The organism is Streptomyces sp. TG1A-8 (assembly GCF_030499535.1).
Lineage (GTDB): Bacteria > Actinomycetota > Actinomycetes > Streptomycetales > Streptomycetaceae > Streptomyces.
On the sequence record NZ_JASTLB010000001.1, the window covers coordinates 191,515 to 216,554 of the forward strand.

The 25,040-nt window shown below is 69.0% G+C and carries 24 protein-coding genes and 7 pseudogenes; 14 read left to right on the forward strand and 17 right to left on the reverse strand.

Features of this window, described 5'->3' with window-relative positions; all coding sequences use genetic code 11:
- Positions 1 to 85: 85 nt before the first annotated feature.
- Positions 86 to 946 (reverse strand): alpha/beta fold hydrolase, encoded by an 861-nt coding sequence (locus QQY24_RS00720; RefSeq protein WP_301970709.1) that lies wholly within the window; start codon positions 944 to 946, stop codon positions 86 to 88.
- A 607-nt stretch (positions 947 to 1,553) separates the two neighbouring features.
- On the opposite strand from QQY24_RS00720, the gene QQY24_RS00725 reads away from it, so the two are divergent.
- Both QQY24_RS00725 and QQY24_RS00730 read left to right on the forward strand, forming a co-directional pair.
- Positions 1,554 to 2,729 carry an MFS transporter gene (locus QQY24_RS00725; protein WP_367657965.1) on the forward strand — a complete coding sequence of 392 codons (1,176 nt, stop codon included), beginning with the start codon at positions 1,554 to 1,556 and terminating at the stop codon, positions 2,727 to 2,729.
- Between the two features lie 212 nt (positions 2,730 to 2,941).
- Positions 2,942 to 3,184: pseudogene (locus QQY24_RS00730) on the forward strand (IS982 family transposase); the annotation flags it as partial.
- A gap of 16 nt (positions 3,185 to 3,200) precedes the next feature.
- Here the strand turns inward: QQY24_RS00730 and QQY24_RS00735 are convergent.
- Positions 3,201 to 3,574, reverse strand: a pseudogene (locus QQY24_RS00735) (dihydrofolate reductase family protein); the annotation flags it as partial.
- 130 nt (positions 3,575 to 3,704) lie between these two features.
- Here QQY24_RS00735 and QQY24_RS00740 point away from each other — a divergent pair.
- Both QQY24_RS00740 and QQY24_RS00745 read left to right on the forward strand, forming a co-directional pair.
- Positions 3,705 to 4,091: a hypothetical protein gene (locus QQY24_RS00740; RefSeq protein ID WP_301970711.1), complete on the forward strand. Its 387-nt coding sequence runs from the start codon at positions 3,705 to 3,707 to the stop codon at positions 4,089 to 4,091.
- A gap of 311 nt (positions 4,092 to 4,402) precedes the next feature.
- Positions 4,403 to 7,033 (forward strand): alpha-L-rhamnosidase C-terminal domain-containing protein, encoded by a 2,631-nt coding sequence (locus QQY24_RS00745; RefSeq protein WP_301970712.1) that lies wholly within the window; start codon positions 4,403 to 4,405, stop codon positions 7,031 to 7,033.
- Between the two features lie 133 nt (positions 7,034 to 7,166).
- Here QQY24_RS00745 and QQY24_RS00750 read toward each other — a convergent pair whose 3' ends face one another.
- From QQY24_RS00750 to QQY24_RS00770, 5 genes are all read right to left on the reverse strand, one after another.
- Positions 7,167 to 7,730, reverse strand: coding sequence for a TIGR03086 family metal-binding protein (locus QQY24_RS00750; protein WP_301970713.1), 564 nt, complete (start codon positions 7,728 to 7,730; stop codon positions 7,167 to 7,169).
- Between the two features lie 44 nt (positions 7,731 to 7,774).
- A complete protein-coding gene (locus QQY24_RS00755; protein WP_301970714.1) occupies positions 7,775 to 7,942 on the reverse strand; it encodes a hypothetical protein in 168 nt (55 codons plus the stop codon).
- Positions 7,943 to 8,104: 162 nt separating this feature from the next.
- Positions 8,105 to 8,937 (reverse strand): IS5 family transposase gene (locus QQY24_RS00760; protein ID WP_301970705.1). Its coding sequence is split into 2 segments (ribosomal slippage): positions 8,105 to 8,590 and positions 8,593 to 8,937, totalling 831 coding nucleotides; the frame shifts between segments, so codons are not numbered across the junction.
- Positions 8,938 to 8,985: 48 nt separating this feature from the next.
- Entirely contained in the window at positions 8,986 to 9,387 is a 402-nt protein-coding gene (locus QQY24_RS00765) for a nuclear transport factor 2 family protein (RefSeq protein WP_301970715.1), read from the reverse strand.
- Entirely contained in the window at positions 9,384 to 10,382 is a 999-nt protein-coding gene (locus tag QQY24_RS00770; protein WP_301970716.1) for an NADP-dependent oxidoreductase, read from the reverse strand. Before QQY24_RS00770 ends, QQY24_RS00765 begins: the two co-directional genes overlap by 4 nt.
- A 56-nt stretch (positions 10,383 to 10,438) precedes the next feature.
- Here QQY24_RS00770 and QQY24_RS00775 point away from each other — a divergent pair, with 56 nt between their 5' ends.
- Together QQY24_RS00775 and QQY24_RS00780 are read left to right on the forward strand one after the other, a co-directional pair.
- Entirely contained in the window at positions 10,439 to 11,380 is a 942-nt protein-coding gene (locus QQY24_RS00775) for a LysR family transcriptional regulator (protein ID WP_301970717.1), read from the forward strand.
- Positions 11,381 to 11,776: 396 nt separating this feature from the next.
- Positions 11,777 to 11,932 (forward strand): hypothetical protein, encoded by a 156-nt coding sequence (locus QQY24_RS00780; RefSeq protein WP_301970718.1) that lies wholly within the window; start codon positions 11,777 to 11,779, stop codon positions 11,930 to 11,932.
- 213 nt (positions 11,933 to 12,145) lie between these two features.
- On the opposite strand, the gene QQY24_RS00785 is transcribed toward QQY24_RS00780, so the two are convergent.
- A protein-coding gene (locus QQY24_RS00785; protein ID WP_301970719.1) for an IS3 family transposase occupies positions 12,146 to 13,398 on the reverse strand; the annotation gives its coding sequence in 2 pieces (ribosomal slippage) (positions 12,146 to 13,116 and positions 13,116 to 13,398; 1,254 coding nt in all).
- Between the two features lie 95 nt (positions 13,399 to 13,493).
- On the opposite strand from QQY24_RS00785, the gene QQY24_RS00790 reads away from it, so the two are divergent.
- Together QQY24_RS00790 and QQY24_RS00795 are read left to right on the forward strand one after the other, a co-directional pair.
- On the forward strand, positions 13,494 to 14,033 hold the full coding sequence (locus tag QQY24_RS00790; protein ID WP_301976096.1) for a GNAT family N-acetyltransferase: 540 nt from the start codon (positions 13,494 to 13,496) through the stop codon (positions 14,031 to 14,033).
- 92 nt (positions 14,034 to 14,125) lie between these two features.
- Positions 14,126 to 14,651 (forward strand): annotated as a pseudogene (locus tag QQY24_RS00795) (IS6 family transposase); the annotation flags it as partial.
- Between the two features lie 125 nt (positions 14,652 to 14,776).
- Here the strand turns inward: QQY24_RS00795 and rpsN are convergent.
- Both rpsN and rpmB read right to left on the reverse strand, forming a co-directional pair.
- Positions 14,777 to 15,082 (reverse strand): 30S ribosomal protein S14, encoded by a 306-nt coding sequence (gene rpsN, locus QQY24_RS00800; protein ID WP_301970720.1) that lies wholly within the window; start codon positions 15,080 to 15,082, stop codon positions 14,777 to 14,779.
- Positions 15,082 to 15,318: a 50S ribosomal protein L28 gene (rpmB, locus tag QQY24_RS00805; protein WP_109282987.1), complete on the reverse strand. Its 237-nt coding sequence runs from the start codon at positions 15,316 to 15,318 to the stop codon at positions 15,082 to 15,084. The genes rpsN and rpmB overlap by 1 nt, the downstream gene beginning before the upstream one ends.
- An 83-nt stretch (positions 15,319 to 15,401) precedes the next feature.
- Between rpmB and rpmG the strand changes: the two genes are divergently transcribed.
- The 5 genes and pseudogenes from rpmG to QQY24_RS00835 all read left to right on the forward strand — a co-directional run.
- The gene (rpmG, locus tag QQY24_RS00810) at positions 15,402 to 15,566 is read left to right on the forward strand and encodes a 50S ribosomal protein L33 (protein ID WP_301970721.1); all 165 of its coding nucleotides are present in this window, start codon (positions 15,402 to 15,404) and stop codon (positions 15,564 to 15,566) included.
- A 5-nt stretch (positions 15,567 to 15,571) separates the two neighbouring features.
- Positions 15,572 to 15,829 (forward strand): type B 50S ribosomal protein L31, encoded by a 258-nt coding sequence (locus QQY24_RS00815; RefSeq protein ID WP_301970722.1) that lies wholly within the window; start codon positions 15,572 to 15,574, stop codon positions 15,827 to 15,829.
- A 17-nt stretch (positions 15,830 to 15,846) separates the two neighbouring features.
- Positions 15,847 to 17,001 (forward strand): annotated as a pseudogene (locus tag QQY24_RS00820) (GTP-binding protein).
- A gap of 20 nt (positions 17,002 to 17,021) precedes the next feature.
- Positions 17,022 to 17,264, forward strand: a complete 243-nt coding sequence (gene rpsR / locus QQY24_RS00825; RefSeq protein WP_301970723.1) for a 30S ribosomal protein S18 — start codon at positions 17,022 to 17,024, stop codon at positions 17,262 to 17,264.
- A 289-nt stretch (positions 17,265 to 17,553) separates the two neighbouring features.
- Positions 17,554 to 17,652 (forward strand): annotated as a pseudogene (locus tag QQY24_RS00835) (transcriptional regulator); the annotation flags it as partial.
- Between the two features lie 27 nt (positions 17,653 to 17,679).
- On the opposite strand, the pseudogene QQY24_RS00840 reads toward QQY24_RS00835, so the two are convergent.
- The 7 genes and pseudogenes from QQY24_RS00840 to QQY24_RS00870 form a co-directional block, all read right to left on the reverse strand.
- Positions 17,680 to 17,979: pseudogene (locus QQY24_RS00840) on the reverse strand (Fur family transcriptional regulator); the annotation flags it as partial.
- A gap of 13 nt (positions 17,980 to 17,992) precedes the next feature.
- On the reverse strand, positions 17,993 to 18,862 hold the full coding sequence (locus QQY24_RS00845) for a metal ABC transporter permease (RefSeq protein ID WP_301970724.1): 870 nt from the start codon (positions 18,860 to 18,862) through the stop codon (positions 17,993 to 17,995).
- On the reverse strand, positions 18,859 to 19,770 hold the full coding sequence (locus QQY24_RS00850) for a metal ABC transporter permease (RefSeq protein WP_301970725.1): 912 nt from the start codon (positions 19,768 to 19,770) through the stop codon (positions 18,859 to 18,861). The genes QQY24_RS00845 and QQY24_RS00850 overlap by 4 nt, the downstream gene beginning before the upstream one ends.
- Complete coding sequence (locus QQY24_RS00855) at positions 19,757 to 20,698, reverse strand: metal ABC transporter ATP-binding protein (protein WP_301970726.1); 942 nt, start codon at positions 20,696 to 20,698, stop codon at positions 19,757 to 19,759. The genes QQY24_RS00850 and QQY24_RS00855 overlap by 14 nt, the downstream gene beginning before the upstream one ends.
- Before the next feature lie 9 nt (positions 20,699 to 20,707).
- The gene (locus tag QQY24_RS00860) at positions 20,708 to 21,685 is read right to left on the reverse strand and encodes a zinc ABC transporter substrate-binding protein (protein WP_301970727.1); all 978 of its coding nucleotides are present in this window, start codon (positions 21,683 to 21,685) and stop codon (positions 20,708 to 20,710) included.
- A gap of 312 nt (positions 21,686 to 21,997) precedes the next feature.
- On the reverse strand, positions 21,998 to 22,390 hold the full coding sequence (locus QQY24_RS00865; RefSeq protein WP_301970728.1) for an SCO5389 family protein: 393 nt from the start codon (positions 22,388 to 22,390) through the stop codon (positions 21,998 to 22,000).
- A gap of 44 nt (positions 22,391 to 22,434) precedes the next feature.
- Complete coding sequence (locus QQY24_RS00870; RefSeq protein WP_301970729.1) at positions 22,435 to 23,394, reverse strand: ATP-binding protein; 960 nt, start codon at positions 23,392 to 23,394, stop codon at positions 22,435 to 22,437.
- Positions 23,395 to 23,598: 204 nt separating this feature from the next.
- On the opposite strand from QQY24_RS00870, the pseudogene QQY24_RS00875 reads away from it, so the two are divergent.
- Positions 23,599 to 24,848 (forward strand): annotated as a pseudogene (locus tag QQY24_RS00875) (IS3 family transposase).
- Positions 24,849 to 25,040: the final 192 nt, after the last annotated feature.

A 25,040-nucleotide genomic window follows, 5' to 3' on the forward strand; every position in this document is an offset into this window, starting at 1 on the left:
AATCATGCCCGCGCCGACAAACCCGCCGATCACCCCACCGACGGCCGAAGACCGCAGGTCATGATCGACACAGACACCCCAGGGGCTACTCGGAGGTGGCTCGGACGGCCTGCTCGATGAGACGGGTGACCGCGCCGGGGTGAGAGACGGCGACCGCGTGCGAGGAGTCGACCTCGACGGTGTGCGCGTGGGCACGTTCGGCCATGAACCGCTGCTCGGCCGGCGCGATCGCATGATCCTCGGTGGTGACCAGATCCCAGGAAGGGATGGTCTTCCAGGCCGTCTTGGTGGTCTTCTCATCGAAGACGGAGGCGGCCAGCGGACGCTGGGTGACGGCCATGAGATCGGTGACCGACCTGGGCACGTCGGCGGCGAACGCGTCGTGGAACTTGCCCTTTTGGACGTAGAGATCGGTGCCGGTGCCTCCGCCGGGCAGCGGATAGGGCACGGCATCGAGGACCGAGGGGAGCGTCGCCCCCGGGAACCTGTCGCCGAGTTCGGCGAGGGTCTCACCCTTGTCGGGAACGAACGCGGCAACATAGACCAAAGCCTTGACCTGCGAATTGCCCGCAGCGGCATCACTGATCACCGAACCACCGTAGGAGTGGCCGACCAGCACGATCGGACCCTTCACGCTTCGGAGGTAGCTCTCCAGGTAGCCCGAGTCACTCGCCACGCCGCGCAGCGGATTGGCGGGAGCCTCCACCGGATACCCCGCGCGCCGCAGACGCGTGATCACTCCGTTCCAGCTGGAGGAGTCCGCGAAGGCCCCGTGCACCAGCACCACCGTGGGCTTCGCCCCCCGCCCGGCGGGCTCGGCGGTAACCGCGGAAGCCGGCATCACGGACGCCAGACCAAGGGCAGCCACACCCGCAACGGCCGCGAGCGCGGAAACACGCCGGCGAGACGGACGCAGCACACTCTTCATCTTCGCCTTCATATCCATCTACATCTCCTTGAGAGGTGTCGTTCATCGCTCTTCGAGTGGTAAGTGCCGCCACCCCACGGACACGGACCGGGGCAGTAGCCGACACGCCGGACACACCGGCACGCGCAGCGCCGAGCACGACGTCAGACGCGCCCAGCCGGTTCGAAGGGCTCCCCAAGCCGCCGCTCCCACCTGCGTGAATACGACGATCTCACCTTTCCGTCACCGGCGTGGCTACATTAACATAACTGTAGCCGAGACGATTACGAAAGTGGGTGACATGAAGATGACCAGCAACACCGACCCCCCAAGTCCGCACACCACACGGCCAGGACGCCGAGGCGAGAGCGCACGGATCGCATACCAATGACGGGGTAGTCCACCCTCTCGGCCCGAACATCCATAGGGCTGGTCTACTCATGGTTTGGGGTTGTGGCATGGGTACTTCGAAGATCAAGGCTTCCCCGCACCGGCATGTCGCTGTCGACCTGCACGGCTCCCACCACAGCGGATTGAACCGCAGCACGGGGTCTTTCGACGCCGCGGCGCCGGCCGCGGCGGAGACGTCGCCTGTGGTTTCGCGGATGGCGTGGGTGCGGCCTGCGGCGGCTGTGTTCACGGTGGGATGGGGGCGAACATGTTCGCCTCGGTCCTTCAGGTCTACCGGGGCAGTCTGAGCGGTTTCCAGGTGAACGCTCTGTTCGGGGCCTACGCGGTGGGGCTCATCCCGGCGCTGCTGGTGATGGCGAAGGTCTCCGATCGGCTGGGCCGGCGGCGCGTTCTGCTGGCCGCCCTGCTGTTGTCCGCGCTCGGCTCCGCGGTGATCCTCTTCTCCGGCGAAGCCTTCGGGACGATCCTGGCCGGGCGGATCCTGGTCGGGGTCAGCGCCGGTTCCGCGTTCGGGCCGGGAACGGCGTGGATCAAGGAGCTGTCCGACACCGGGAAGCCCGCCCGCACCGGGTCCGGGGCGGGGGCGCGGCGGTCGGCCGTCGCACTGACCGCCGGGTTCGCCGTGGGGCCGTTGCTGTCCGGGGTCGTCGTGCAGTGGCTGCCCTCTCCGCAGACCACGGCCTACCTGGTGCACATCGCCCTGGTGGCGCTGACGCTGCCGGTGGTGTGGCGCGCCTCGGAGTCGGCTCCGCCCGCCGCCGGACCCGCCGCCGGACCCGCGGCCGGTGCCGGGGCCGATGACGGGCTGCGGCGTGGTGCGGGAGCGATGAGCGTGCTGACCAGCCGCCTGTTCGTGACCGCGGTCCTGCCCACCGCGCCGTGGGTCTTCGGGGCCGCGACCGTCTCCCTCGCCGCGCTTCCCGTCCTGGTGCCCCTAGGCGGCTACGCGGCCGTCGGCGGCGGTGTGGTCGCCGCCGTCACCCTCGGCAGCGGCATCGCCGTGCAGCCCTTCGCCCGGCGGCTGGCCCGGCGCTCCCCGGCGGCACCGTTTCGCACCGGCATGGCATCCGTGACCGCCGGACTGCTCGCCGCGGCACTCACCGTCACCACCGGCTCACTGCTCCTACTGCTGGCCACCGCCGTCGTCCTGGGCGCCGCCTACGGCATCCTGCTGGTGAGCGGCCTGCAACTCGCCGAGTCCCTCGCCGGCCCCCAGACCATCTCCACGGTCATCGCCGCGTTCTACAGCCTCACCTACATCGGCTTCGCCTTCCCCCCACTCGTCCAGGTCCTGGGCAAACTCTGGGACCCGGCACCCGTCCTGATCACCGGCTCGGCACTCGCGGTCGGCGCCCTGACCACCACCCTGCTCGCCTGGCCGGCGCGACGGACCACACACGCCGCATCCTGAACCGGCCGGGGCACGACCGACCCCTGCGATAAAAACCACGGACGGACCCCGGCCGCGCACCGGTACCAGTGCGCTCGGGCCGGAGGGAACACCTGGGGATTGTGCTGGCCGACCACGGTCGGGCCGCGGCGGAACCTCTCCCGCAGCCCGGCTGCGACAGACGGCAGGAAACCGTCGCCGCCGTCGGACCGGCCAAGTCGCCACCTAGGATTCCAACTCGCAAGGGCGAACCCGAACGGGTCGGAGCCGAGTTGTTCAAACCGCTGCACCAGCTGATCGAGTCCGTCAACGGGACTCTCAAAGCCCAACTGGACCTCGAACGCCACGGCGGCCGCACGCCCGGCGGGGTGGCCGTCCTCGTCCCGCAGCGGCTCCTCACTCTGACCACGGCGTTCTGGCACAACCACCACACCAGTAGCCCGATCACCCGCTCCCTGACCGCCTACGACCACTGACCTTGGAATCAATCATCTAGGAGCTGTCGCAACCGGGCTCGTCGTTCGGCCGGTAGACGCCGACGAGGTGCCACCCTTCGTCGTCGGGACGCTGACCGGTTCCAGCGCGGTGGGGATCGCTCCGTCGGCGAACAGCCGCTTGCCGGTGCCGACGATCACCGGGTGGATGGTCAGCCGGTACTCGTCGACGAGACCGTGCCGCATGAGGCTCTGGGCGAGGTCGCCGCTGCCGACAATATTGATGTCTCCGCCTTCGGACGCCTTCAACTCGCGTACGGCATCGGCGGCATCGCCAGCGAGCAGCGTGGAGTTCCGCCACTCGACGGATGTCAGGGTCCGGGACGCCACGTACTTGTGCCTGCTGTTCATCCGGTCGGTGAACGGGTTGCCGGCACTACCTCAGACCGGGATCGCCGGGGGGACCGACCACCAGGTGCCGCATTCGGTTTACGGCCGCAACACCCAGGTCCCACAGGAGGTGTACGGTCCCCCGCAGGGAATCGGCACGGACAGCCGAAACGTGCAGCGGTCCAGCGACCCGCGCGATCCGTCCGTCGACGCCGCTCGGCGCGAGTCGGTCCTCCACGGACGCCGGAACGTCCACACGGTCGCCGCGTCGCGCGAAGCACGTGTGCGTGCCATGGGCGGGAGCCCCGCGGCCCGGGTGAACGCCAACTGGGACCGGTGGTTCCTGGAGAAGGTCGCCACCGGTGACCTGGACGACGTGGCCGCCCTGGAAGACGAGTGCCTGGAGGAAGAGGCGGGCAGCGGCGGCCACGAGGTGCGCACCTGGCTGATCGGCCGGGCCGCGGTCGACGTCCCGCTGGTGTGGACCTGCTACGAACCCATCCCGGAGTGGATCACCGGAATGGGCACCGGCTCGACCTTCGCGGTGGAGGGGCCCTGAGCAAGCGGGGGTGAGGAAGCTCGCCCTGCCGATCCCGCTGGCAAACCCGTCCTGCTCGGTGAACGCCGTTTTCCTTGAGCCGGCAGTTCCGAAGGATCTTCCGGTTCTCCGTCGGGACAGAGCGCGTTCGACTGGCGCGCGCCCCGCGGTGGACGGTGTTCCCCGGCGGTCCGGGGCGATGAGCGTGCCGGACCACGAGGTGGAAGAAGAACCAGCGTCTTTGGTATGTACGCGCAAAAGGGACCTGGGATACCTTCTCCTCGCACGCCTCGTTTGAATCGTTTCATTCCGATCAAGAAGGACAAGGTGTCATGTCGTCGAGCCGCAACAACCCCCAGCCCCCGAGCGATCCCACCCGCAGAACCGTCGTGGCGGCGGGAGCCGGTCTGGCCGCACTCACCGCCGTAGGACTCCCCCTGGCAGCGTCCACCACGGCCACGGCCGCACCCTCGGCAGGGTCGCCGAGGTCGGTCCCGCGCGGCGCGACGTCCTGGCACCGTTACGTGCAGGGCCCGTCCAGCCGCACCGTACAGCCGGTCCGCGTCATCGCGTCCACCGGCGACGTACGCCTGCCCGACGCCCTGCTCAAGCGCGGTGGAGCCGTGACCGTCCTCGACCGCCCCGAGCCCGTCGCACCGCCGCGCTGGCCCGAAGGCACCACGGCCGAGGCCTCATCCTCGCACGCGGGCAACGGGGGCAACGACGGCAACCCGCGCACCTACGACGCGGGCAACGCCATCGACGGCAACCTCGACACCTTCTGGAACGACGACACGCTGGGCGTCTTCCCCGACACGCTCACGATCACGACCCCGGCCGCCCAGCGGCTGTCGGGCATCACCGTCATATCCAACAGCGACGGCGTACCGACCGACTTCACCGTCGACACCTGGCAGGACGACGCCTGGCAGACCGTCGCCACGGTCTCTGGCAACGATGCCGTCCAGCGGGCCGTCACCTTCTCCCAGTCCGTCTCCACGACCCGGGTCCGCATCACGGTCACGAACGTGCAGGACACCCCGCGCGGTGCGTTCACCCGGATCAACGAGGTGTGGCCCGCCGCCGTGCAGACGCCCGACGTCCCCAGCGTCACGATCGACTTCGGCAAGGTCGTCGTGGGCTACCCCCGCATCCGCTTCGCCTCCGCGTCGGCCAACTCCCCCGGCGTACGCCTCGCGTTCTCCGAGACCAAGGAGTTCCTCACCGACCGCTCCGACTTCACCCGCTCCGACCAGTCCGGCGGCGCCGGCCAGGGCACCGACCAGTTCGCCGTTCCGCCCGGCGGCACCACCTGGACGGACCACAAGGGATACCTGCGCGACGGCAAAGTCTACGCCGACGGACTGCACGGCTTCCGCTACCTCAAGATCACCCTCGACGCGCTGGCCACCGACGCCCCCGTCGCACAGCCCTGGGGCACCGTCCGGATCGACTCCGTCGACCTGGACTTCACCGGCTACGTCGGTACGCCCAGCACCTACCGCGGCTGGTTCCTGTGCTCCGACGACGACCTCAACCGGTACTGGTACGGCGCCTCCTACACCAACGAACTCGTCACGGACACCTTCCGCCAGGACGACGTGGACCCGCGCAACGCCTGGAGCGCCTCCCTGGAAGGCAAGCTGGTTCTGCACGACGGAGCCAAACGCGACCGCGACCCCTACGTCGGTGACCTCGCCGTCTCCGCCCGCACGCTCTACCTCACCCATGACGACACCGCCGCGGCCGCCCGCAACGTCCTGGCCGATCTCGCCGACCACCAGCGTGCCGACGGTTGGATTCCCCCGGCCTCCATCTCCGGATACGAACTGCCCCTGTTCGACTATCCCTTGTGGTGGGTGACGTGCAGCTGGGACTACGTCCTGTACACCGGTGACCGCTCCTACGCGGCCCGGTACTACCCCGCGCTGGTCAAGGTGCTGGACACCTGGTACCCGAGCGTCACCGACGAAGCGGGACTCCTGAGCAAGGGCCTCAACGACACCGGCCGCTACGGCGACTACGCCTTCCTCGACCGCACCGGTCAGATCACCTACTACAACGTGCTGTACGTGCAGGCCCTCAACGACAGCGCGGCGCTGGCCCGTTGGCTCGGCCACGAGGCGGACGCCAAGCGGTGGACCGCCCGTGCCCGGGCGGTCGCCGACGCGGTCAACGCCCACCTGTGGGACGACTCCGCGGGCGCCTACCTCGACTCATCGACCGGAGCCGTACGGCACGCCCAGGACGGCAACTCGCTCGCCATCGTCTCCGGCGTCGCCGGGACCGAGCGGGCGGCCTCGGCGCTCGACCACCTCGACGCCACCACGCAACTGCCCTACGGCAACGCCTTCATGGACAACGACACCCTCTTCGGCGGCGCCTCCCAGCGCGTCTACGCGTTCACCTCGTATCCCGAAATCGTGGCCCGTTTCGAGAGCGGACGGGAGTCCTCGGCACTGGACCAGATCCGGCGCACCTACGGCTGGATGGACAGCCACGATCCGGGCGTCACCGACTGGGAGGGCATCGGCCCCGACGGTTCCCTCTACGAGGGCGGCTTCACGAGCATGGCGCACGGCTGGTCCACAGGCGTACTGCCGGCACTCACCCACCAGCTCCTCGGCGCCAGGCCCACCTCACCCGGGTACGCCACCTGGGAAGTGCGGCCCCACCCCGGCGACGTGACCTGGGCGCAGGGCGAGCTGCCCACACCCACAGGCCCGTTGGCCGTGGACTGGACGAACTCGGCCACGTCGTTCACGCTCACGCTCCAGGTGCCCCACGGCACCCGAGGCACTGCCTCGCTGCCCGTCAGCGCCTCACGCGGGGTGGTGCGGCAGGAAGGGCACGTCGTCTGGGACGGCCACCGCGCGCGCGGCCGCCAGGTGGCGAAAGACGGCGACCGGGTCACCGTCTCCGGTCTGGGACCGGGCCGTCACCGCTTCACCATCACCCACTAGACGGATGAGTCCGATGTTCGTGCTGGTCGCGACCAGCACGAACATCGGACTCATCCATCTAGGAATCACGAAGCTGCACTGCAGCCCGTGCCAGGCAACCGCGAGCACTCCCGAACTACGTGAATCGAACCCGTCATACGGCGCGCCCCAGCAAGGAAAGAAGCTGAACGACGGGGTCGGTGCTGGTGGTGCGCACCGGAGCAGCGAAGATTCCCAGGCCTGCCACTCTCTCGGCGTTGGCGCGCGCGTAGGCCAGGCTGTGATCGACCGCGGCCGGGGCGAGCCACTCGGGCTGGCCGCACCCGCGGGCCAGGTCCCACTCGTGGACGGTCAGGTCGACGAGCATCTGGTCCGCGTACATGGTCAACGGCGCCTCCCCGAAGGAGAACCGAGCTGTCCCGGAAAGATCTGCGCCCTTCCACGCCGCGAGGGAGCGCTCCGCGGCCTCGTCCCACGCCCGCACGGGATCTGCGCCGACCATGTCACCGTCGTAGCGGTCACCCACCTCCTCCAGGGACTCTCCGGCGAGCAGGTGCGGAACCCACAAGTGCTCGCTGACCAGGTGGTTGACGAGGTCCCGAACGGTCCACTCGGTGCACGGCGTCGCATCGTTCCACTGGTGGCCGTCGACCGCGTGTACTCGTGCGCCGAAGCGGTTGATGGCATCGGGAATTAACTGCAGAGATGAATTCGTCATGGCAGTACGCTATGCCATGACCTTCCACTCTCCCCGAACGGAGGTCAGACGACGGCGCCGTCGGTGGGCCGTCCGGGATCGCCGTCCGCGACGACCTGCGCGGCTTCGTCGTTGACCACCTCGGCACCGACGCGTCGTCCCGGTCGTCGACGAGACCGGTGACCGAAGAAGGGCACGCCCAGGGTCGGTGTGCAGCGCCAGTACACCAGCACGGCCTGGTCCTTGTGAGAGCGGTTCGGTCAGCCACGATGGAAGCGCGGTGACAGGGCTCCTCCGTGATCACAGAACGTCGCAACTCCATGATCACCAGACCTGTTCCCGTTCTGCTACCGAGGTCCCCTCACCACGCCTATCTGCGCGACCTCTAAGAACTCCTATCGCAATGACGTCAGGCGCCTCCAGCAGATGAGCGCGCATCCGAGGGTGAGGAAGGCTTCGTGGATGTCGTCGCGGATCTCCCAGCGGATCCGCAGACGGCGGAACCAGTGCAGGTGGGCGAATGCGCGTTCCACGACCCAGCGTTGGGTGCCGAGTCCGGAGCCGTGTTCGGTGCCGCGTCGGGCGATCAGTGGCTTCACGCCCAGGTCCCGGACGAGCCGGCGGTACTTGTCGTGGTCGTAGCCGCGGTCGCCCAGCACCACGTCCGGGCGGCGTCGGGGCCGGCCTCGCTTGCCCCGCACCGGCGGTATCGCCTCCAGCAGAGGGATCAGCTGGGTGACGTCGTTGCGGTTGCCGCCGGTCAGCGTGGCGGCGAGCGGGATGCCGGTGGCGTCGGTGATCAGGTGGTGCTTGCTGCCGGTTCTGCCCCGGTCAACAGGGCTTCGTCCGGTCTTGGGACCCCCTTTAGCGCGCGGATGTGGGAGCCGTCGACGGCCGCTCGGGAGAAGTCCAGGGCGTTCGCGCTGCGGAGCTTGGCAAGGAGGACCTCGTGCAGTCGGGGCCACACGCCGGCCCCGGTCCACTCGGCCAGGCGTCGCCAGCAGGTCATGCCCGAGCCGAAGCCGAGTTCCTGCGGCAGGTGTTCCCAGGAGATCCCGGTGTGCAGGACGAACAGGATGCCCTGGAACACCAGCCGGTCCGGATGCCGCTTGCGCCCTGGGTGCCGGGCCCGACGCTCGACCTTGGGCAGCAGCGGTTCGATCACCGCCCACAGCTCGTCGTCGACTTCCCACGGCTTCGGCCGTGCCACTTCGCACCCCCAGATCATCGCTGCCGTAATGATCCAACCACCTCGAAGATCATTTCGTTAGGAGTTCTAAAAGGCGTTGTCCGTCGTCAGGGTGAGCTCGGCGATCCGCCACCCACGGTCGGACCGGCACAGGCCGAACGTGTAGACCCCGGTCGAGACCATCTGGGTGCTCTCGCCGGTGTTCCTCGTCTGCACCAGATAGGCCCGCACCTCAGCGGTAGCGGCGTCCGTCGTCGTGACCACGACATTGCCCAGGTGGTGCCGCACCCTTCCGGTCTGGGCCGTGTGCCCGTCACGGACGAAGTCGAGCACCGCCGCGCGTCCGGCGACCGGGCCGAGCACTCCCTGTCCGGGCATCGTGAAGGTCCAGGTGGTGTCTTCGGTCAGGACCGCTTCCAGCTCGGGCACATTCAGTTCGTCCAGGGCGTGGGCGTACTTCGCCACCGCCTGCTGGAGTTCGGCGATCACGAGACCACCGTCAGCACGATCTTGCCCTGGAGGTGACCCTGCGCGGCTCGCGTGTGTGCGTTGCCCGCTTCGGGCAACGGGTAGGTGCTGTCCACCCCGACCTGGAGCTTGCCCTCGTCGAGCAGGCGCCCGATCTCGGCGAGCTGGGGGCCGTTGGAACGCACCTGAATGTTCGAGACTGTGATGCCCCGCCTCGCCGTCTCTTCCGGGTCGTACTCGGCGAAGAACACCGGAAGCATGGTGCCACCGCGCTTGAGCACGGCCAGAAAGCGTGAGCTGTCCGGGCCGCCGACGGCGTCGATCACCAGGTCCACACCGCTGACCACGTCCGCGGCCTGCGTCCTGGTGTAGTCGATGAACTCATCGGCGCCGAGCTTGCGCAGGAACTGCTCGTGCCGGCCCGAGGCCACCGCGATGACGTGTGCCCCCTTCCATTTCGCCAGCTGCACCGCGAAGTGGCCCACTCCACCGGCGGCCCCGTTGACCAGCACGGTCATCCCCGGCGTGATCGGCACCGGCTGGTGCACCTGGCCGGTGAAAGGAGACGGCACGTCGTGGCCGAGATCAATCAGGTACTGCCAGGCCGTAAGCACGGCCATCGGTGCCCCGGCCGCCTGCACGTGGTCGATACCGGCCGGCTTGTGAGCCAGGTCCGAAGCCGGCGCGGCCACGTACTCGGCGTAGGTCCGGCCGTCGAATCCGGGGAACCGCAGCATGCCGAAGACCTCGTCACCGACGGCGAACCCCAGCACGTCCGGAGCGACCGCCTGGACCACGCCCGACATGTCCGTCCCAGGGATCAGGGGGAACTCCAGCGTCGGCCTCATCTCGGCCGGCATGACCTTCATCCCCTCACGCAGGTACCAGTCCGGCGGGTTGATGCCCGCCGCGTGCACCCGGACGAGCACCTCGCCCGGACCGATCTCGGGAACCGGCACCTCGTCATACCGCAAAACTTCCGGCCCGCCCGCTTCGTGGACCTGGATCGCCTTCATCGCACCTGTCGCTTTCCTGGGGAAACGTTGCCCCTTCAGTCAAGGCCCAGGACGGCATGGCCGTCCAAGACCGGTTCGGCAACCCGATCATTCCGAAACGGCATGACGCGTACGCTGGAAGGGTGAACGATTTCGGACAGGACCTGGAATTGCGGCTGGTGCGCTACTTCACCGTGGTGGCGGCGCACCAGCACTTCGGCCGGGCGGCCGCCGACTTGCACGTGGCCCAGCCGGCGCTGAGCCGCCAGATCCAACGGCTCGAGAAATATCTCGGCGCACGCCTGCTGGACCGCACACCCCAGGGCGCCCGGCTCACTCCGGCCGGACAGACGTTCCTCCCCCAGGCCCAAGCCCTGCTGCAAGCCGCCCGCCAGGCCGAGCTGGCCGTGCGTGAACAAGCCGGGACCGAACGAATCGCCATCGGCTACGTTGAAGACCTGGTGATCACTGCCGCCGTACGGGAACTGCGCCGCCGTTACCCGAACGCCGAGATCGCCACCCGGTACCTGAGCTGCCGCGACGTCGGGGCGCTGTCCGACAAACGGGTCGACGCCTTGATCGCGCGGGCCCCGCTGCCGTTCGCCGCCGACGACGTGTTCACCACCCCGCTGTACGAGGAGCCCCGGATGCTCGCGGTCCCGCGCGGCCACCCCTTGGCCGACCGCGCGTCGGTGACCGCGGAAGAACTGGCCGGCGAGGAGGCGGCGCCGTGCGCGTTCGAGACCGCGGACTGGACTTCCTACCGGATCCTCGGGACCGGCGTGCCGCCGATCGAGAGTTACGAGGACAAGCTCGAATTCGTCGCGAGTGGCAGGGCGATCGCCGTGCTACCGGTCGGCGATCGGCGTAGCTCACTGCGCCCCGACCTCGTCACCGTCCCGATCGAGGGCGCTCCCCCCAGCCAGGTCGTCCTGGTCAGCCGCAAGGGCGACCCGAATCCGATGATCAGGCATCTCCGGCTGGCTGCCAAGGCCGTCCTGACCGCCCCGGCAGCCTGACCGGGACCAGCCATCCCGCTTGGCGCCGAACTGCACCAAGCGGTGTTCACGCGCGCCGTGTTCGTCGCGCATCTGCCGGTATCGCCCGGGGTCAGGTGATGCCGGCTCAGCGTCCGACCCCATGGAACGGCGATCAAACACGCCGTCTCGACCGGGAACCGTTGGGCGGCCCGGTGCCGCCGGTAGGGCCAGGTCGTGGTGTCGGTGCCGGAGAGCCGGAACAGATCGAGGGCGCCTTGGCGCTGACGGACAGCATGACCCGCGAGGACCTGGAGGGTGAGGAGTTCCAGGACACCTGCACCGAGGCTCTGGAGCAGATCATCAAGGCGAAGCGGGAGCACCGCGAGCCGCCGGCCATGCCGCAGCCGGAGGGGGGCGGGCCAGATCGTCGATCTCATGGCCGCCCTGACCCAGTCTGTGCAGAAAGCACGGGCGGACAGGGGCGAGGACGCCGACGTGCACGACATGCCGAAGAAGACCACGAAGAAGCAACCCTCCAAGAAGGCCGCGGCGAAGAAGACATCAGGGCGTGAGCCGCGCAGGAGCGCGTGAGGTCGGGCGCCGACGGCGCCGAAGCGTGACCGCGACGAGCAGCACGAGCCGGTCGGCAAACGACGACTACGGTCAAGGACTACGCCAAGGGCGAGGTCACTGGACGCCTACCGCGCCCGCCGCATTTCTCCTTGACCACGGCCCGTGTCAAGACATCTCAAGGGGATAAGAAGTCAAGAGGGACCGTGAACCGCCCCGGGTTCGGTAGAGATCTCAGATTGTGGGTGTGACCTGTGGTTTCGTGAGTTCCGTGTAGTAGTTGGTCTCGTACTCAACGGGTGGGACGTGGCCTATCTCACCGTGCAGGCGTCGGTGGCAGTACCAGTCGACCCACTCGGCGGTGGCCAGCTCGACCTGGGAGAGTGTCTTCCAGGGTCGCTGTGGCTTGATCAACTCGGTTTTGAACAGGCCGATCGTGTTCTCCATCAGGGCGTTGTCGTAGGCGTCGCCGACGGAGCCGATCGAGGCCGCGATGCCGGCCGCGTCGAGGTGTTCGGCCAGCTTGAAACTGGTGTATTGGCTGCCCGCATCGCTGTGGTGTATCAACTCGCCCCGAATGTGGGGGCGTTCATCGCGGTCGCGCTGCCACAGCGCCATCTCCAGAGCGTCCAGGACGAGCTGGGTCTCCTTCGACGTCGCGGCGGACCAGCCGACGATACGGCGGGAGAAGGTGTCCACGACGAAGGCGACGTAGACCACCCCGGCCCAGGTCGCCACGTGCGTGAAATCCGCGACCCAGCAGCGGTTCGGTGCCGTGGCGACGAAGTCGCGGTCCACCCGGTCCGGTGCCCGCCCGGCTTGCTGGTCCGGGACCGTAGTGATGACCTTCTTGCCGCGGACGGCGCCGGCGATGCCCAGCTCGCGCATCAGCCGCTCCACGGTGCAGCGGGCCACCTCATGACCCTGCCGGTTCAGTTCCCGCCAGATCTTCCGTGCCCCGTAGACACGGTAGTTGTCGGTGTAGACCTGCCGGATCAGCTCCTTGAGTTCCGTGTCCCGCACGGTACGAGCGGACGGGGCGGCCAGTCGTTTCTTGTAGGCGTAGTAGGTGGAAGGGGCGATCTTGCAGTCGTGCTCGGTGAGCGTCCTGCAGATCGGCTCGACCCCGCCGAAGCGGTCCCGGTGCTCGTCGATGAACGCTACGAGCGCAGGTGTGGCCGGTCGAGCTCGGCCGCGAAGAAACTCGCCGCCGCCTTCAGGATCTCGTTCGCCCGCTTCAGCTCGGCGATCTCCTTCTTCAGCGCCTTGAGCTGGACCGATTCCTCCGTCGTCGTCCCCGGCCGTGTCCCCGCGTCGATCTCCTGCTGCTTCAGCCAGTTCCGCAGTGTCTCGCGGGAGCCGATGCCGAGCTTGTCGGTGACCGCCTGCAGGGCGGCCGTCTCGTTCGGGTAGTCGTCGCGCACCTCGGCGACCATGCGCACCGCACGACGGCGGAGCTCAAGCGGGTAACGGGAAGGTCGTGCCATGACTCGATCCTTTCATGAAATCGAGTCTCTATTCGAACCGGGGCGGTTCACCGTGAGTCTTGATCGCTACTGAGGCCGCTGATTGGCTGGCCGACATGAATGATCTCGGACCCGTTGCGTGGCCGCCTGCACCGATCAAGACCGAGAGGCTCGTGTTGCGTGAGCCCGAAGCCCGGGACCGTGCGGCGTTCATCGAACTGCACGCCTCGTCGGAGGTGCACACCTACCTCGGCGGCCCCCGCCCGCGTGACGAGCTTGAGCGCGAGATGCCCGAGGTGCCCGGGCGGCGGCCCGGGAGTTTCGTCGTCGATCTCGACGGGGCGATGATCGGCCAGGTCCTGCTCAGGAGAGCAACGGAGCACCTTTGCCCCGCTGCCCTGGGGAAGGTGGATCTCGGCTACCTGTTCCTGCCGCGGGCGTGGGGATTCGGGTATGCCGCCGAGGCGTGCGCGGCGGCACTGGACTGGCTCGCCGGCGTCCTTCCGGGTGAGCCGGTGGTGCTCGCCACCCAGACCGCCAACGTCCGTTCGATGCGCCTCGCGGCAAAGCTGGGGTTCACCGAAGTGGAGCGGTTCCGGGCCTGGGACGCCGATCAGTGGCTCGGCCTGCGGGCCCCGGTAATGCCGTCCGGTTGAGCCCGGCACCTCGGATCTGTCGACGTGCTGTTGACGGAGCCGGGCGGGGTCGCGGGTGATGCAGGCGTTGGGAGGAGTGGCGCGAAGGCGCGCTGCGCCGCCGGCAGCCTCGGTCTGGAGACGAGTGGCATCTGGACGAGGTCTTCATCAAGATCAATGGGGAACAGAAGTACCTGTGGCGGGCCGTCGGCCAGGACGGCAACGTCCTGGACATCCTCGTGCGGAGCCGACGGGACAAGGCCGCGGCCGGGCGCTTCCTGCGCCGCCTGCTGAAGAAGACCCGTACGGTGCCGCGGGTGATCGTCACCGGCAAGCTCCCCTCCTACGGCGCCGCCCGCCGCGAGGTCATGCCTTCCGTCGAGCACCGGCAGCCGAAGTACCCCAACAACCGGGCGGAGAACAGCCACCAGCCCACCAGGCAGCGCGAACGCGCGATGAAAGGCTTGCCGCAGCGTGGACGCGGCCCAGCGGTTCCTGGCCGCGTTCAGCGGCATCCCACCCCACTTCCGTCCCCGCCGCCACCTGATGCCCGCACACGACTACCGCGCCCAGATGACCGTCCGCTTCGCCGTCTGGGAACACATCACCGGCGCCGCCGGCCTCGCAGCCACGGCCTGAGCACAGTACGAAGCCGGGCTCCACCACGCCACGACACACCGTCAGGCACCTACCTACCCAACAACGTGACAGCACCTTCCCAAGCGTGAGGCGGGGCCTGCGGTCGCAGGCGGTTCGGGTGCGGATTACCAACTGCTCTTGGTCACGCCGGGGAGCTCGCCCGCGTGGGCCATCTCGCGCACGCGGATGCGAGACAGGCCAAAGGCGCGCAGGTGGCCACGGGGGCGCCCGTCCACGGCATCGCGGTTGCGCAGGCGGGTGGCGCTGGCGTCGCGGGGCTGCCGGCGCAGTTCCCGCTGGGCGGCGGCGCGTTCCTCGTCCGAGGTTCCGGGGAACGAGATGATCGCCTTCAGCGCGGCGCGGCGCGCGGCGTAGCGGGCCACGACAAGGCGCCGCCGTTCGTTCTTCGCGATCTTGCTCTTCTTCGCCATCAGACCTTCTCTCCCCGGGCGCGGATGCGGGCCACGGCGGCCTCGATGCCGATCGTGTCGACGGTCTTGATGCCCTTGGCGGAGAGCGTGAGCCGGACGTGGCGGCCTTCGCTGGGCAACCAGTAGCGCTTGCGCTGGATGTTCGGGTCGAAGCGGCGCTTGCTGCGCCGGTGCGAGTGGGAGATGTGATGGCCGAAGCCGGGCTGTCGGCCGGTGAGTTGGCAGTGGGCGGACATGGGGTTCCTCCTCTGTTGGCGGCAACAACAGCACACTAGCAAGTTAATGAAAATGAAAACCAATCTCCTGTATGGTGCCGTCCATGGTCCGCACCGAACTCCGCCCGATCATCAAACTGAGGTCCACCGCCGGCACCGGCTACACCTACGTGACCCGCAAGAACCGCCGTAACAACCCCGACCGGCTGAGGCTGCGCAAGTACGACCCTGTCGCTGGCCGCCACGTCGACTTCCGTGAGGAGCACTGAGAGCCGTGAAGCCCGGAATCCACCCCGCCTACCGCCCGGTCGTCTTCCGTGACCGGGCCGCCGACTTCGCCTTCCTGACCCGGTCGACGGCCACCAACGACAAGACCGTCGAGTGGGAGGACGGCAACACCTACCCGGTCATCGACGTCGAGATCTCCTCGGCGAACCACCCCTTCTACACCGGCACCCAGCGGGTCCTGGACACCGCGGGGCGGGTCGAGCGTTTCGAGCGGCGCTACGGACGCGGAGGGAGCAAGCGGTGAGCGGGGACCAGGCGCGGATGCCGGTCGTGATCGTCGCCGGGTTGCACGTCGATGCCCGCCGGGCCGCCGTCGAGGAGATCCTGCGCACGGTCCCCGGCTCGGTCGCCCTGCACCACGACCTGACGTCCGCCGTCGACAGCGCGGTGCACCGCACCGTACGTGATGCCGGCGGCCTGCTGGGCAGCGGTGACGCACCCCTGGTGAACGACTGTGCGTGCTGCGCGCTGCGCGAGGACCTGGTCCCCGAACTGCTGCGGCTCGCGCGGGAGGACAGGTACCGGCTTGCCGTCGTGGAACTGTGGGACTCCGTCGAACCCCAGGCCATGGCCGGAGTCATCACCGCCGCAGGCGCACCGCTCGCGCTGACCGGTGTTGCCACCGTGATCGACCCGGCCCTCGTCCTGCCGTACCTGTCCAACGGCGATGACCTGGCCGACGCCGGCCTCGCCGCCGCCCCGACCGACCAGCGCACCATCGCCGACACCTTCGCCCGGCAACTGGAGTACCCCACGCTCATCGCCGTCGGTGGGGACGGTTCACACGGGCAGGACGTCGAGGCCGCGGACGACACCGACCACGCGCTGCTCGCCCAGCTCACACCAGGCGCACGCAAGGTACGCGTGGACAGCGGCGCCCTGGGAGCAGTCCTGCTGGCGGGCTTCGACGTGGCAGCGGCCGCCGCCCGCGTGCACCCCGCGTGCGCGCTGCTGCCGCAGGAGGCCGACGAGCACGGCGTGAGCACCCTCGTCTGGCGGCGCGAACGGCCCTTCCACCCGTAGCGCCTCTACGCGGCGCTGGAGGACCTGACCTGCGCCGCCGCCCGCAGCCGTGGGCGGTTCTGGCTGGCGGACCACCCCGACACACTCCTGTCGTGGGATGCCGCAGGCGGCGCGCTGTGCGTGGAGTCGGCCGGCCCCTGGCTGGCCGCCCTGCCCGACGCCGCCTGGGAGATGGTGCCTGCCGAACGCCGCATCGCCGCCTCCCTGGACTGGCACCCCGAACACGGCGACCGCTGCCAGCACCTTACCTTCACCTCGCCCGGCCTGGACCGCGACGGCCTGTCGGCCCTGCTCGACTCGTGCCTGCTCACCGATGACGAGTACGCGGCGGGCAGGGACCGCTGGAAGCAACTTCCGCATGCTTTTGACGACTTGCTCGACCCCGTGACCTGAAAGAGAGGAACGATCTCACCATGCCCCGACCCACAAGCACCCGGCGGCAGACCGGCAAGCGTCAGCGCACGAACCCGCTGGACGCCGCCGGCATCACCTACATCGACTACAAGGACACCGATCTGCTGCGGAAGTTCATCTCCGACCGCGGAAAGATCCGCAGCCGCCGAGTGACCCACGTGACGCGTCAGCAGCAGCGGCAGATAGCGCGGGCCATCAAGAACGCACGCGAGATGGCGCTCCTGCCCTACAGCTCCCGATAGCCGAGACGACTGAGGAGCCGTACGGATGGAGTCACCGCTCCTCGTACGGCTCCGGAACAGTGTCCGTGCCGGGCCGGGCGGCGCCGTGGCCGCGTTCGCCGCCCGGCCGGGGGTCTTCAGACGCCCGCCACGAGTTCGGGGTGCTCGTGCTCGCAGGTGTCCTCGATGCCATAGGTGTTCCAGGCAGGGAACGGGTCGGTGGGCGGCAGGCTCTCGCCGTCGGTCACAAGGCAGTCGGTCAGTGTCGCGTGCAGTGCGTCCGCACGCAGGTGCGTGCCGATGGAGATGAGAACGCCTCGGCCACGCGCTCGACGACCTGCGCACCGCCGTGGCCGCCGTCGAGGGCGACCGGACGTGCGCCGACGCCGACGACAAGGGGTGCGCCTGAGTCGACGGGCCGGCTCAGGCCGCATTGGGTGCAGAGGAGGTGGTGGCGGTGTTCGGGTCCCGGGCGGTAGCGGAAGAGGCGTTCACCACTGGTGTCGCGCACCATGTCGGCCCGGCCGACGCCGGCCAGGCCGGCCAGCGTGCGGTAGACCGTGGACAGGCCGACCGGTGAGCCGGCGGCGGCGAGCTGGTTGTGGAGGGCCTGGGCGCCGACGAAGCCGTCGGCCCGGATGAGCGCCTCGGCCACGATGGTGCGTTGCCGGGTGAGGCGGCCGATCAGCGTGATGTCGTGCGACGGGGTGGGGGTGCACTGGCGGTCGGGTGCCATCGGGTGCCTTCGCTCATGTGCCGGTGAGGACGGCGGTTCGCGTGCGGGGACCGGGGGCGGGTCGTCGTATCAGGAAGGTGGCGGCGTATACGGCCGTGGCGGCGGCCATGATGGCGAAGCTCGGCGGCATCTTCGGCACCGCGTACGAGGCGAGCAACCCCGCCCACATCTCCAGCACCGCCAGGCCGGCCGAAAGGGCGAGCGCACGGTAGGGGCGGTCGGTGAGCCGGATCGCGGCGCCGGCGGGGGCTGCGAGCAGGCCGAGCAGGAGCAGGGAGCCGACCGCCTGGGTGGCCTCGGCGGCGCTGATCCCGGCCAGGGCTAGGAAGCCGTAGCCGAGCAGCCGGACCGGTACCCCACGGGCGGCGGCCACGGCCTCGTCGAGCGTGGCGAACAGCAGTGGGCGGGCGATGAGGACCACCAGCAGGCCGACCCCGGCGGCCACCAGGGCGGTGACGGCCGCGCTGCTGGAGGAGATGCCGAAGATGGAGCCGAACAGCACACTCACCCCGGCGGTGCCGTTCGTGGTGCTGCGCGAGGTCGTGTAAAGGGTGATGAAGAAGGCGCCCAGGCCCAGGATCCAGGAGAAGACGCTTCCGATGACCACGTCGTCGGGCCGCGCTTTGCGGCCGAGGGTGCCGAAGAGCACCGCCACGGCGATGGTGGCGGCGAACAGCCCGAGGCGAAGGTCGGCGCCGAAGGCGAGGGCGGCCATCGCGCCGGTGAAGGCGACATGGCTGAGCGCGTCGCCGGTGAAGACCTGGGCCCGCAGGACCAGGAAGTAACCGACCGGTCCGCAGGCCGCGGCGATGGCGGTCCCGGTGAGAAAGGCGTGCAGGAAGAACGGGTGGGACAACGGGGAGGCGGCGAGCAGGACGGTCATGCGACCACCTCCCCGGCAGTGGGCGCGGCGCCGGCCCGGGTGCGACTGAGTACCTCGCGCAGGGAGCGCTGGCCCAGCGCGAGCAGGTATCCGGCGAAGGCGATGGTCGTCACGAAGAAACCCAAGGGGTAGGGCGAGTAGTAGGCGGCGGTCAGCCCCAGCCAGGTCGCGGCGAAGGCCAACAGGACGGCCAAGGCCAGACTCAACGCCGGGCGGACGGTCAGGACTTGCGCGGTGGCGGCCGGGATCACCATGAGGGCGAAAACCAGGAGGGTCCCGGTGATCTGGCTCGCCTCGGCGGTGGCCGCACCGAGCAGGACGAGGAAGACCACCGACAGGGTGCGGACCGGCACCCCGCGCCCCTCGGCGACCTGTGGGTCGACGGACGCGAACAGCAGCGGCCGTCCGATCAGCACCAGCACTGCGAGCACCGCCGCGCCGACCCCCGTCACCACGCTCACCTGGGCGGAGGTGATGCCCAGGAAGGTGCCGAAGAGGATGGTCTGCGGTCCCTCCAGCAGCCCCCGGTACAGGGCGGTGAACAGGAACCCGGACGCGAGCAGGAACGCCTGCACGGTCCCGGTCAGTGCGGAGTCCTCGTGGTCACCGCGGCCACGGAGGGCCGCGATGACCAGGGCGGCGGCCACGCACAGCGTGAAGTAGCCGTAGACCGCGCTGAACCCGAGCAGGAGCGCCCCGGCGGCGCCGGGGAAGGCGACCACGGAGACGGTGTGCGCGGCGAACGTCTGCCGCCGCAGCACCACGAACCACCCCACCATCGCGCAGACCACGGCCACGACCGCGCCCGCGCGGAACGCGTTGACCATGAAGGGGTAGGACCATATGTCCTGGAAGTCGGTCAGGAGGTTCCACGACCAGGTTGGTGCCCCTGCCTCAGCTAGCCACATGACCGCTCCCCGGGGTGGCGTGCCGGTCGGTGTGCACGGCCGGTGCCTCCGGCTGGCCCACCACGACCAGCCGCCCGTCCGAGGTCTGCAGCACCTCGACCGGAGTGCCGTACAGCCGGGTCAGCGTCTCGGAGGTGACGACCTCGGTCGGTGTGCCGGTGGCGGCGCCGCCTTCGGCCAGGTACACCACCCGGTCCAGGTGGTGGAGGATCGGGTTCACGTCATGGGCGACCATGACCACCGACACGCCATCCTGGTGGCAGATGCGCCCGATCAGCGCGGCGACGGCGCTCTGGTTGGGCAGGTCGAGGCTGTCCAACGGCTCGTCGAGCAGGAGCAGTTCGGGCCGTCGGACCAGTGCCTGGGCGATCAGCAGGCGCTGCTGCTCGCCGCCGGAACACTGCCCGATGGGCCGGTGTGCGTAGGCCGACGCCCCGACCAGCTCGATCACCTCGTCCACCCGCGCGCGGGCGGCCCGCCGACGCTCGCTGGGGAACGGCAGCGGTACTCCCCAGCGGTCGCCGTCCAGGCCCATGCGCACCACGTCGACACCGCGGATGCGCAGGTTGGCGTCGAAGCTGCGGCGCTGCGGCAGGTAGCCGATACGTTCGTTGGCCTGCCCGGGCCGGGCGCCGAGCACCCGAACCTCGCCGGCCGCCGCGGGCAGGGCGCCGAGCAGGACCTTGATCATGGTGGACTTGCCGACGCCGTTGGGACCGAGCACGGCGGTGAACTCACCGGCCCCGATGCGAAGGTCCACACCCGACCACAACGTGCGGCCGCCGACCCGCACGGCGGCGCCGCGCAGGGCGACCACCGGGTCGCTTCCTGTTCCTGTGGCCGTGTCGTGGCCGCCGCTTCGGCGGCCGGGGACGGTGTGGCCGCTGGTGTGGGTGACGGCTTCGCGGGCCTTCGCTGTCGCGTTCATGGCTTCAGTTCACTTCCCGGTGGCCTTGGCCAGGGCCTGCTCGATGCCCTGCAGCTGGGTGGTCTGCCACTGTTGGAAGGTGGCCCCGGAGGGGGTGAGGGTCTCGGTGACGGTGGCGACCGGGATGCCCTGCGCCTTGGCCTCCTTGACCTGCGCCTGCACGTCCGGCGTGGAGTTCTGGGAGTTGTAGACGTAGATCTTGATCTGTTTGTTCTTGATCTGCTGGTCGATGGTGGCCTTGTCCTTGGCCGTAGGGTCGGAGCCCTCGCTCATCGCGTCCAGGAACGTCTCCGGGGTGAGCGTCTTCAGCCCCAGGCCCTTGGCGAGCGGCGTGACGATGGACTCCGAGGCACCGATCGGGGTACCCGCGTACTTCGCCCTGATGTCGGTGATGAGCTTGTTGTAACCGGCGAGCGTCTTCGTCTCGAAGGCCGTCTTCTGCTGGTCGAAGTAGGCCGCGTCGGCCGGGTCGATCTTCTTGTAGTCGGCGGTGATCTTCTCGATGACCTGATGGACGTTGTCCGGGGAGTACCAACGGTGCGGGTTGCCGCCCGGCTTGATGCCGACCAGGTCACCGACCTTGAGCTGAGTACGTCCGCTGCCGGGGTTGGCGGCCAGCAGCTTGTCGGCCCAGGCGTCGTAGCCGATGCCGTTGACGATCGTGTACTGGGCGCCGGCCACGGTGCGGGCGTCGGCGGCGGTCGGCTCGTAGTCGTGCGGGTCGGCGTCCGGGTTGTTGATGACGCTGGATACCTTCACGTGGCTGCCGCCGAGCTGGGAGGCGATGCTGCCCCAGAAGTTCTCCGCCGCCACCACCCGGATCGTCTTGCCCGAGCCGCTGCCGCCCCCGGTCGCGGCGGTGTCGGTGGTGTGCGAGGAGGAGGTCGAGCAGGCGGTCGCCGTCACGGCCGTCAGAGCGGCCGTCGCGGTGACCAGTGCGATCCTCGCGGTCGGCCAGGCGGAACGGGAGGCGGGGGCGGTGGACATGCGGCAAGCTCCTTCGGGCGGTACCGGACGCGCGGCGCACACGCGCCGGCCGTGTAGCGACACTCCGACGTTAGATGGAAATGATTTTCAGACCAATGGCAGATGAAAACCGTTGCCATCTTTTGACCGGGCGTACGACTCCTCCGGGCTGCGCGGGTAGGGGGTGCGGCGGATGCCTCCGGGACAAGCGTTGGCGGCCGTCGCTCGCAAGGACCGGGTGTCCTTGCGGGCTACGGCCGCCAAGGGGGCGAAGCGGTCGGCCTGATTGCCGAACGCCGGTTCCGGCGGTCGGCGGTCGCGACCGGCAGTGGTTCAGCAGTCGCGGAACTCCGGTGACTGGTTGAGGATCTGCGCGCGCAGGGAGGTGAAGCGGGTGTGGGTGGCGCCGCCGCGCGCCTCGGGGTGGAAAGCGGCGACGCGGTGGCAGTTCTGGAAGGCGAGGGCGATGCCGAAGTGTCGTTCCAGGCTGCCCCGGATGGCGTCGCTGGACAGGGCGCGCAGCAGCTGGCCGCGCTCCGTCTCGGAAGGCGGCGGGGTCTGGTTGTCGGCGAACTCCGCAGTACCGGAACGCAGTTCTTCTGCCAGGCGGGCGATGAGGTCGTAGGCGTACGGCAGGGAGGTGCGCACCGTTCCCACGAAGTCCTGCTCTCGCACATCGCCGTTCTCGGCTTCGGCGAGCAGCTGCGGGGAGACGTCGAGTGACATGACGGACTGTCCTGTTCTGTGGTTCTGGTCTTGATGGAGTGGGGTCAGGCGTGGGCGGTCAGCGCTGCGGGGCCGTGCCGGAAGTCCGGGTCGACCTGGGCGGCGAGGTCCTGGCCGGTGGCCGTGTTGGCCCAGGCGGCGGCGTTGCGCAGGTGGAACTCGACGGCGTGCTTCTGGAAGGCCGCCCAGTCCTTGGGCCGGGCGTCCACGGCCGCGCGCAACCGGTCCAGGGTGCGGGTGTTGTGCGGCTCCAGTTCCCCCCGGCCGCGGCCCTGCTCCTGGGCGCGCACGTAGGAGGACTGCTCGCAGTGGGCGAGCAGGTCGTCGCCGACGTGCTCCTTGAGGAAGAGCAGGTCGTCCTCACCGGTGATCTTGTTGCCGACGACGGCGATGGGGATGTCGAACTCGGCGGCGTGGTCGCGGTACTGGCGGTACACGGCGACGCTCTTGCGGGTCGGTTCGACGACCAGGAAGGTCATGTCGAAGCGGGTGAACAGCCCGGAGGCGAAGGCGTCGGCGCCGGCGGTCATGTCGACGACGACGTACTCGCCGGGGCCGTCCACGAGGTGGTTGAGGTACAGCTCGACCGCACCCAGCTTGGAGTGGTAGCACGCCACCCCGAGGTCGCCCTCGTCGAAGGCGCCGGTCACCATGAGCGGTACGCCGCCGACCTCCTGGACGTGGTGACTGTGGATCTCATCGTCACCGAGCGGGCGCAGCAGCCGGGAGCCGCGTCCGGGCGGTGTCGTCTTGACCATGACGTCACGGGACGCGATCCGCGCGTTGGTGCCCCGCAGGTAGTCCTTGATCTCGCCGGTCCGCGCGCTGAGCGGCGGGGCGGCGAAGAACTCGTCCTCACCGAGACCGAGGGCGTGGGCCAGGTGCTGGTTGATGTCACCGTCGATCGCGACGACCGGCGCTCCCGAGCGCGCCAGGTGGCGGGAGAAGAGGGCCGACAGGGTCGTCTTGCCACTGCCGCCCTTGCCGACGAAGGCAACGCGCATGGCTAGGCACCCCCCGTATTGAAAATGGATGTCATGAGCATAGGTTGGTGGTGCGGCCAGGTGTTGTCAAATCATCAGAGCCTGAACTTGCCGATCGCTACGGCGTGTTGGGCCGCCCGGCGGCAAACAGGGGATCGCTTTCACTCATGCGGAGGTGAACCGCCCCGGGTGAAGTGGAGGCTCGATTCCATGTAAGGGTTGGTCATGGCACGACCTTCCCGTTACCCGCTTGAGCTCCGTCGTCGTGCGGTGCGCATGGTCGCCGAGGTGCGCGACGGCCACCCGAACGAGACGGCCGCCCTGCAGGCGATCACCGACAAGCTCGGCATCGGCTCCCGCGAGACACTGTCGAACTGGGTGAAGCAGCACGAGATCGACGCGGGGCAGCGTCCGGGGACGACGACGGAGGAGTCGGCCCAGCTCAAGGCGTTGAAGAAGGAAAACGCCGAGCTGAAGCGGGCGAACGAGATTTTGAAGGCCGCGGCGAGTTTCTTCGCGGCCGAGCTCGACCGGCCACACACGCGCTCGTAGCGTTCATCGACGAGCACCGGGACCGCTTCGGCGGGGTCGAGCCGATCTGCAGGACGCTCACCGAGCACGACTGCAAGATCGCCCCTTCCACGTACTACGCCTGCAAGAAACGCCTCGGAACTCCCTCAGCCCGTTCCGTGCGCGACGCGGAGCTCAAAGAGCGGATCCAGGACGTCTATACGTCCAACTACCGTGTCCACGGGGCCCGTAAGATCTGGCGCGAGCTGAACCGACAGGGCCAACCGGTGGCCCGATGCACCGTCGAGCGCCTGATGCGCGAGCTCGGCATCCAGGGTGCGGTGCGCGGCAAACGCGTCATCACCACGCTCCCCGGCGGCCAGTCCGAGCGGGCGCCGGACCTGGTCGACCGCGGCTTCGCCGCCGCCCCGAACCGGTGCTGGGCAGCGGACTTCACCCACGTGAAGACCTGGGCCGGTGTCGTCTACGTCGCGTTCGTCGTGGACACCTTCTCCCGCCGGATCGTCGGCTGATCCGCGGCCACCGTGAAGGAGACGGTCTTCGTGCTGGACGCCCTGGAGATGGCGATCTGGCAACGCGACCGCGACCAACAGCCCCTCCAGCCAGGCGAGTTGATCCATCATTCCGACGCCGGGTCGCAGTACACGAGTTTCCGGCTCGCCGAGCATCTGGACGCCGCCGGCATCGCCACCTCGGTCGGATCGGTCGGCGACGCCTATGACAATGCCCTGATGGAGAGCATGATCGGCCTGTTCAAGACCGAGCTGATCAAACCCCGACGGCCGTGGAAGACGCTGTCCGACGTCGAGCTCGCCACCGCCGAGTGGGTCGACTGGTACAACCACCGACGACTCCACGCAGAGATAGGCCACATCCCACCCGTCGAATACGAAGCCAACTACTACACCGAACTCACGAAACCCCAGGTCATCACCACAATCTGAGATCTCCACCAAACCCGGGGCGGTTCAACGGCTGCTACCCGCGGATCCGACATCAAGATGATCTCGCTCATCTCGTAATGATCCCTGAGCGCGGTCAACGACCACAACGTTACTCAACCACCCGGCGAACGTTCCTGGTCACAGCACTGGCTCTCGTGTCCGAGTCCGGTTAGCCGACTCAGCGCAGCCGTA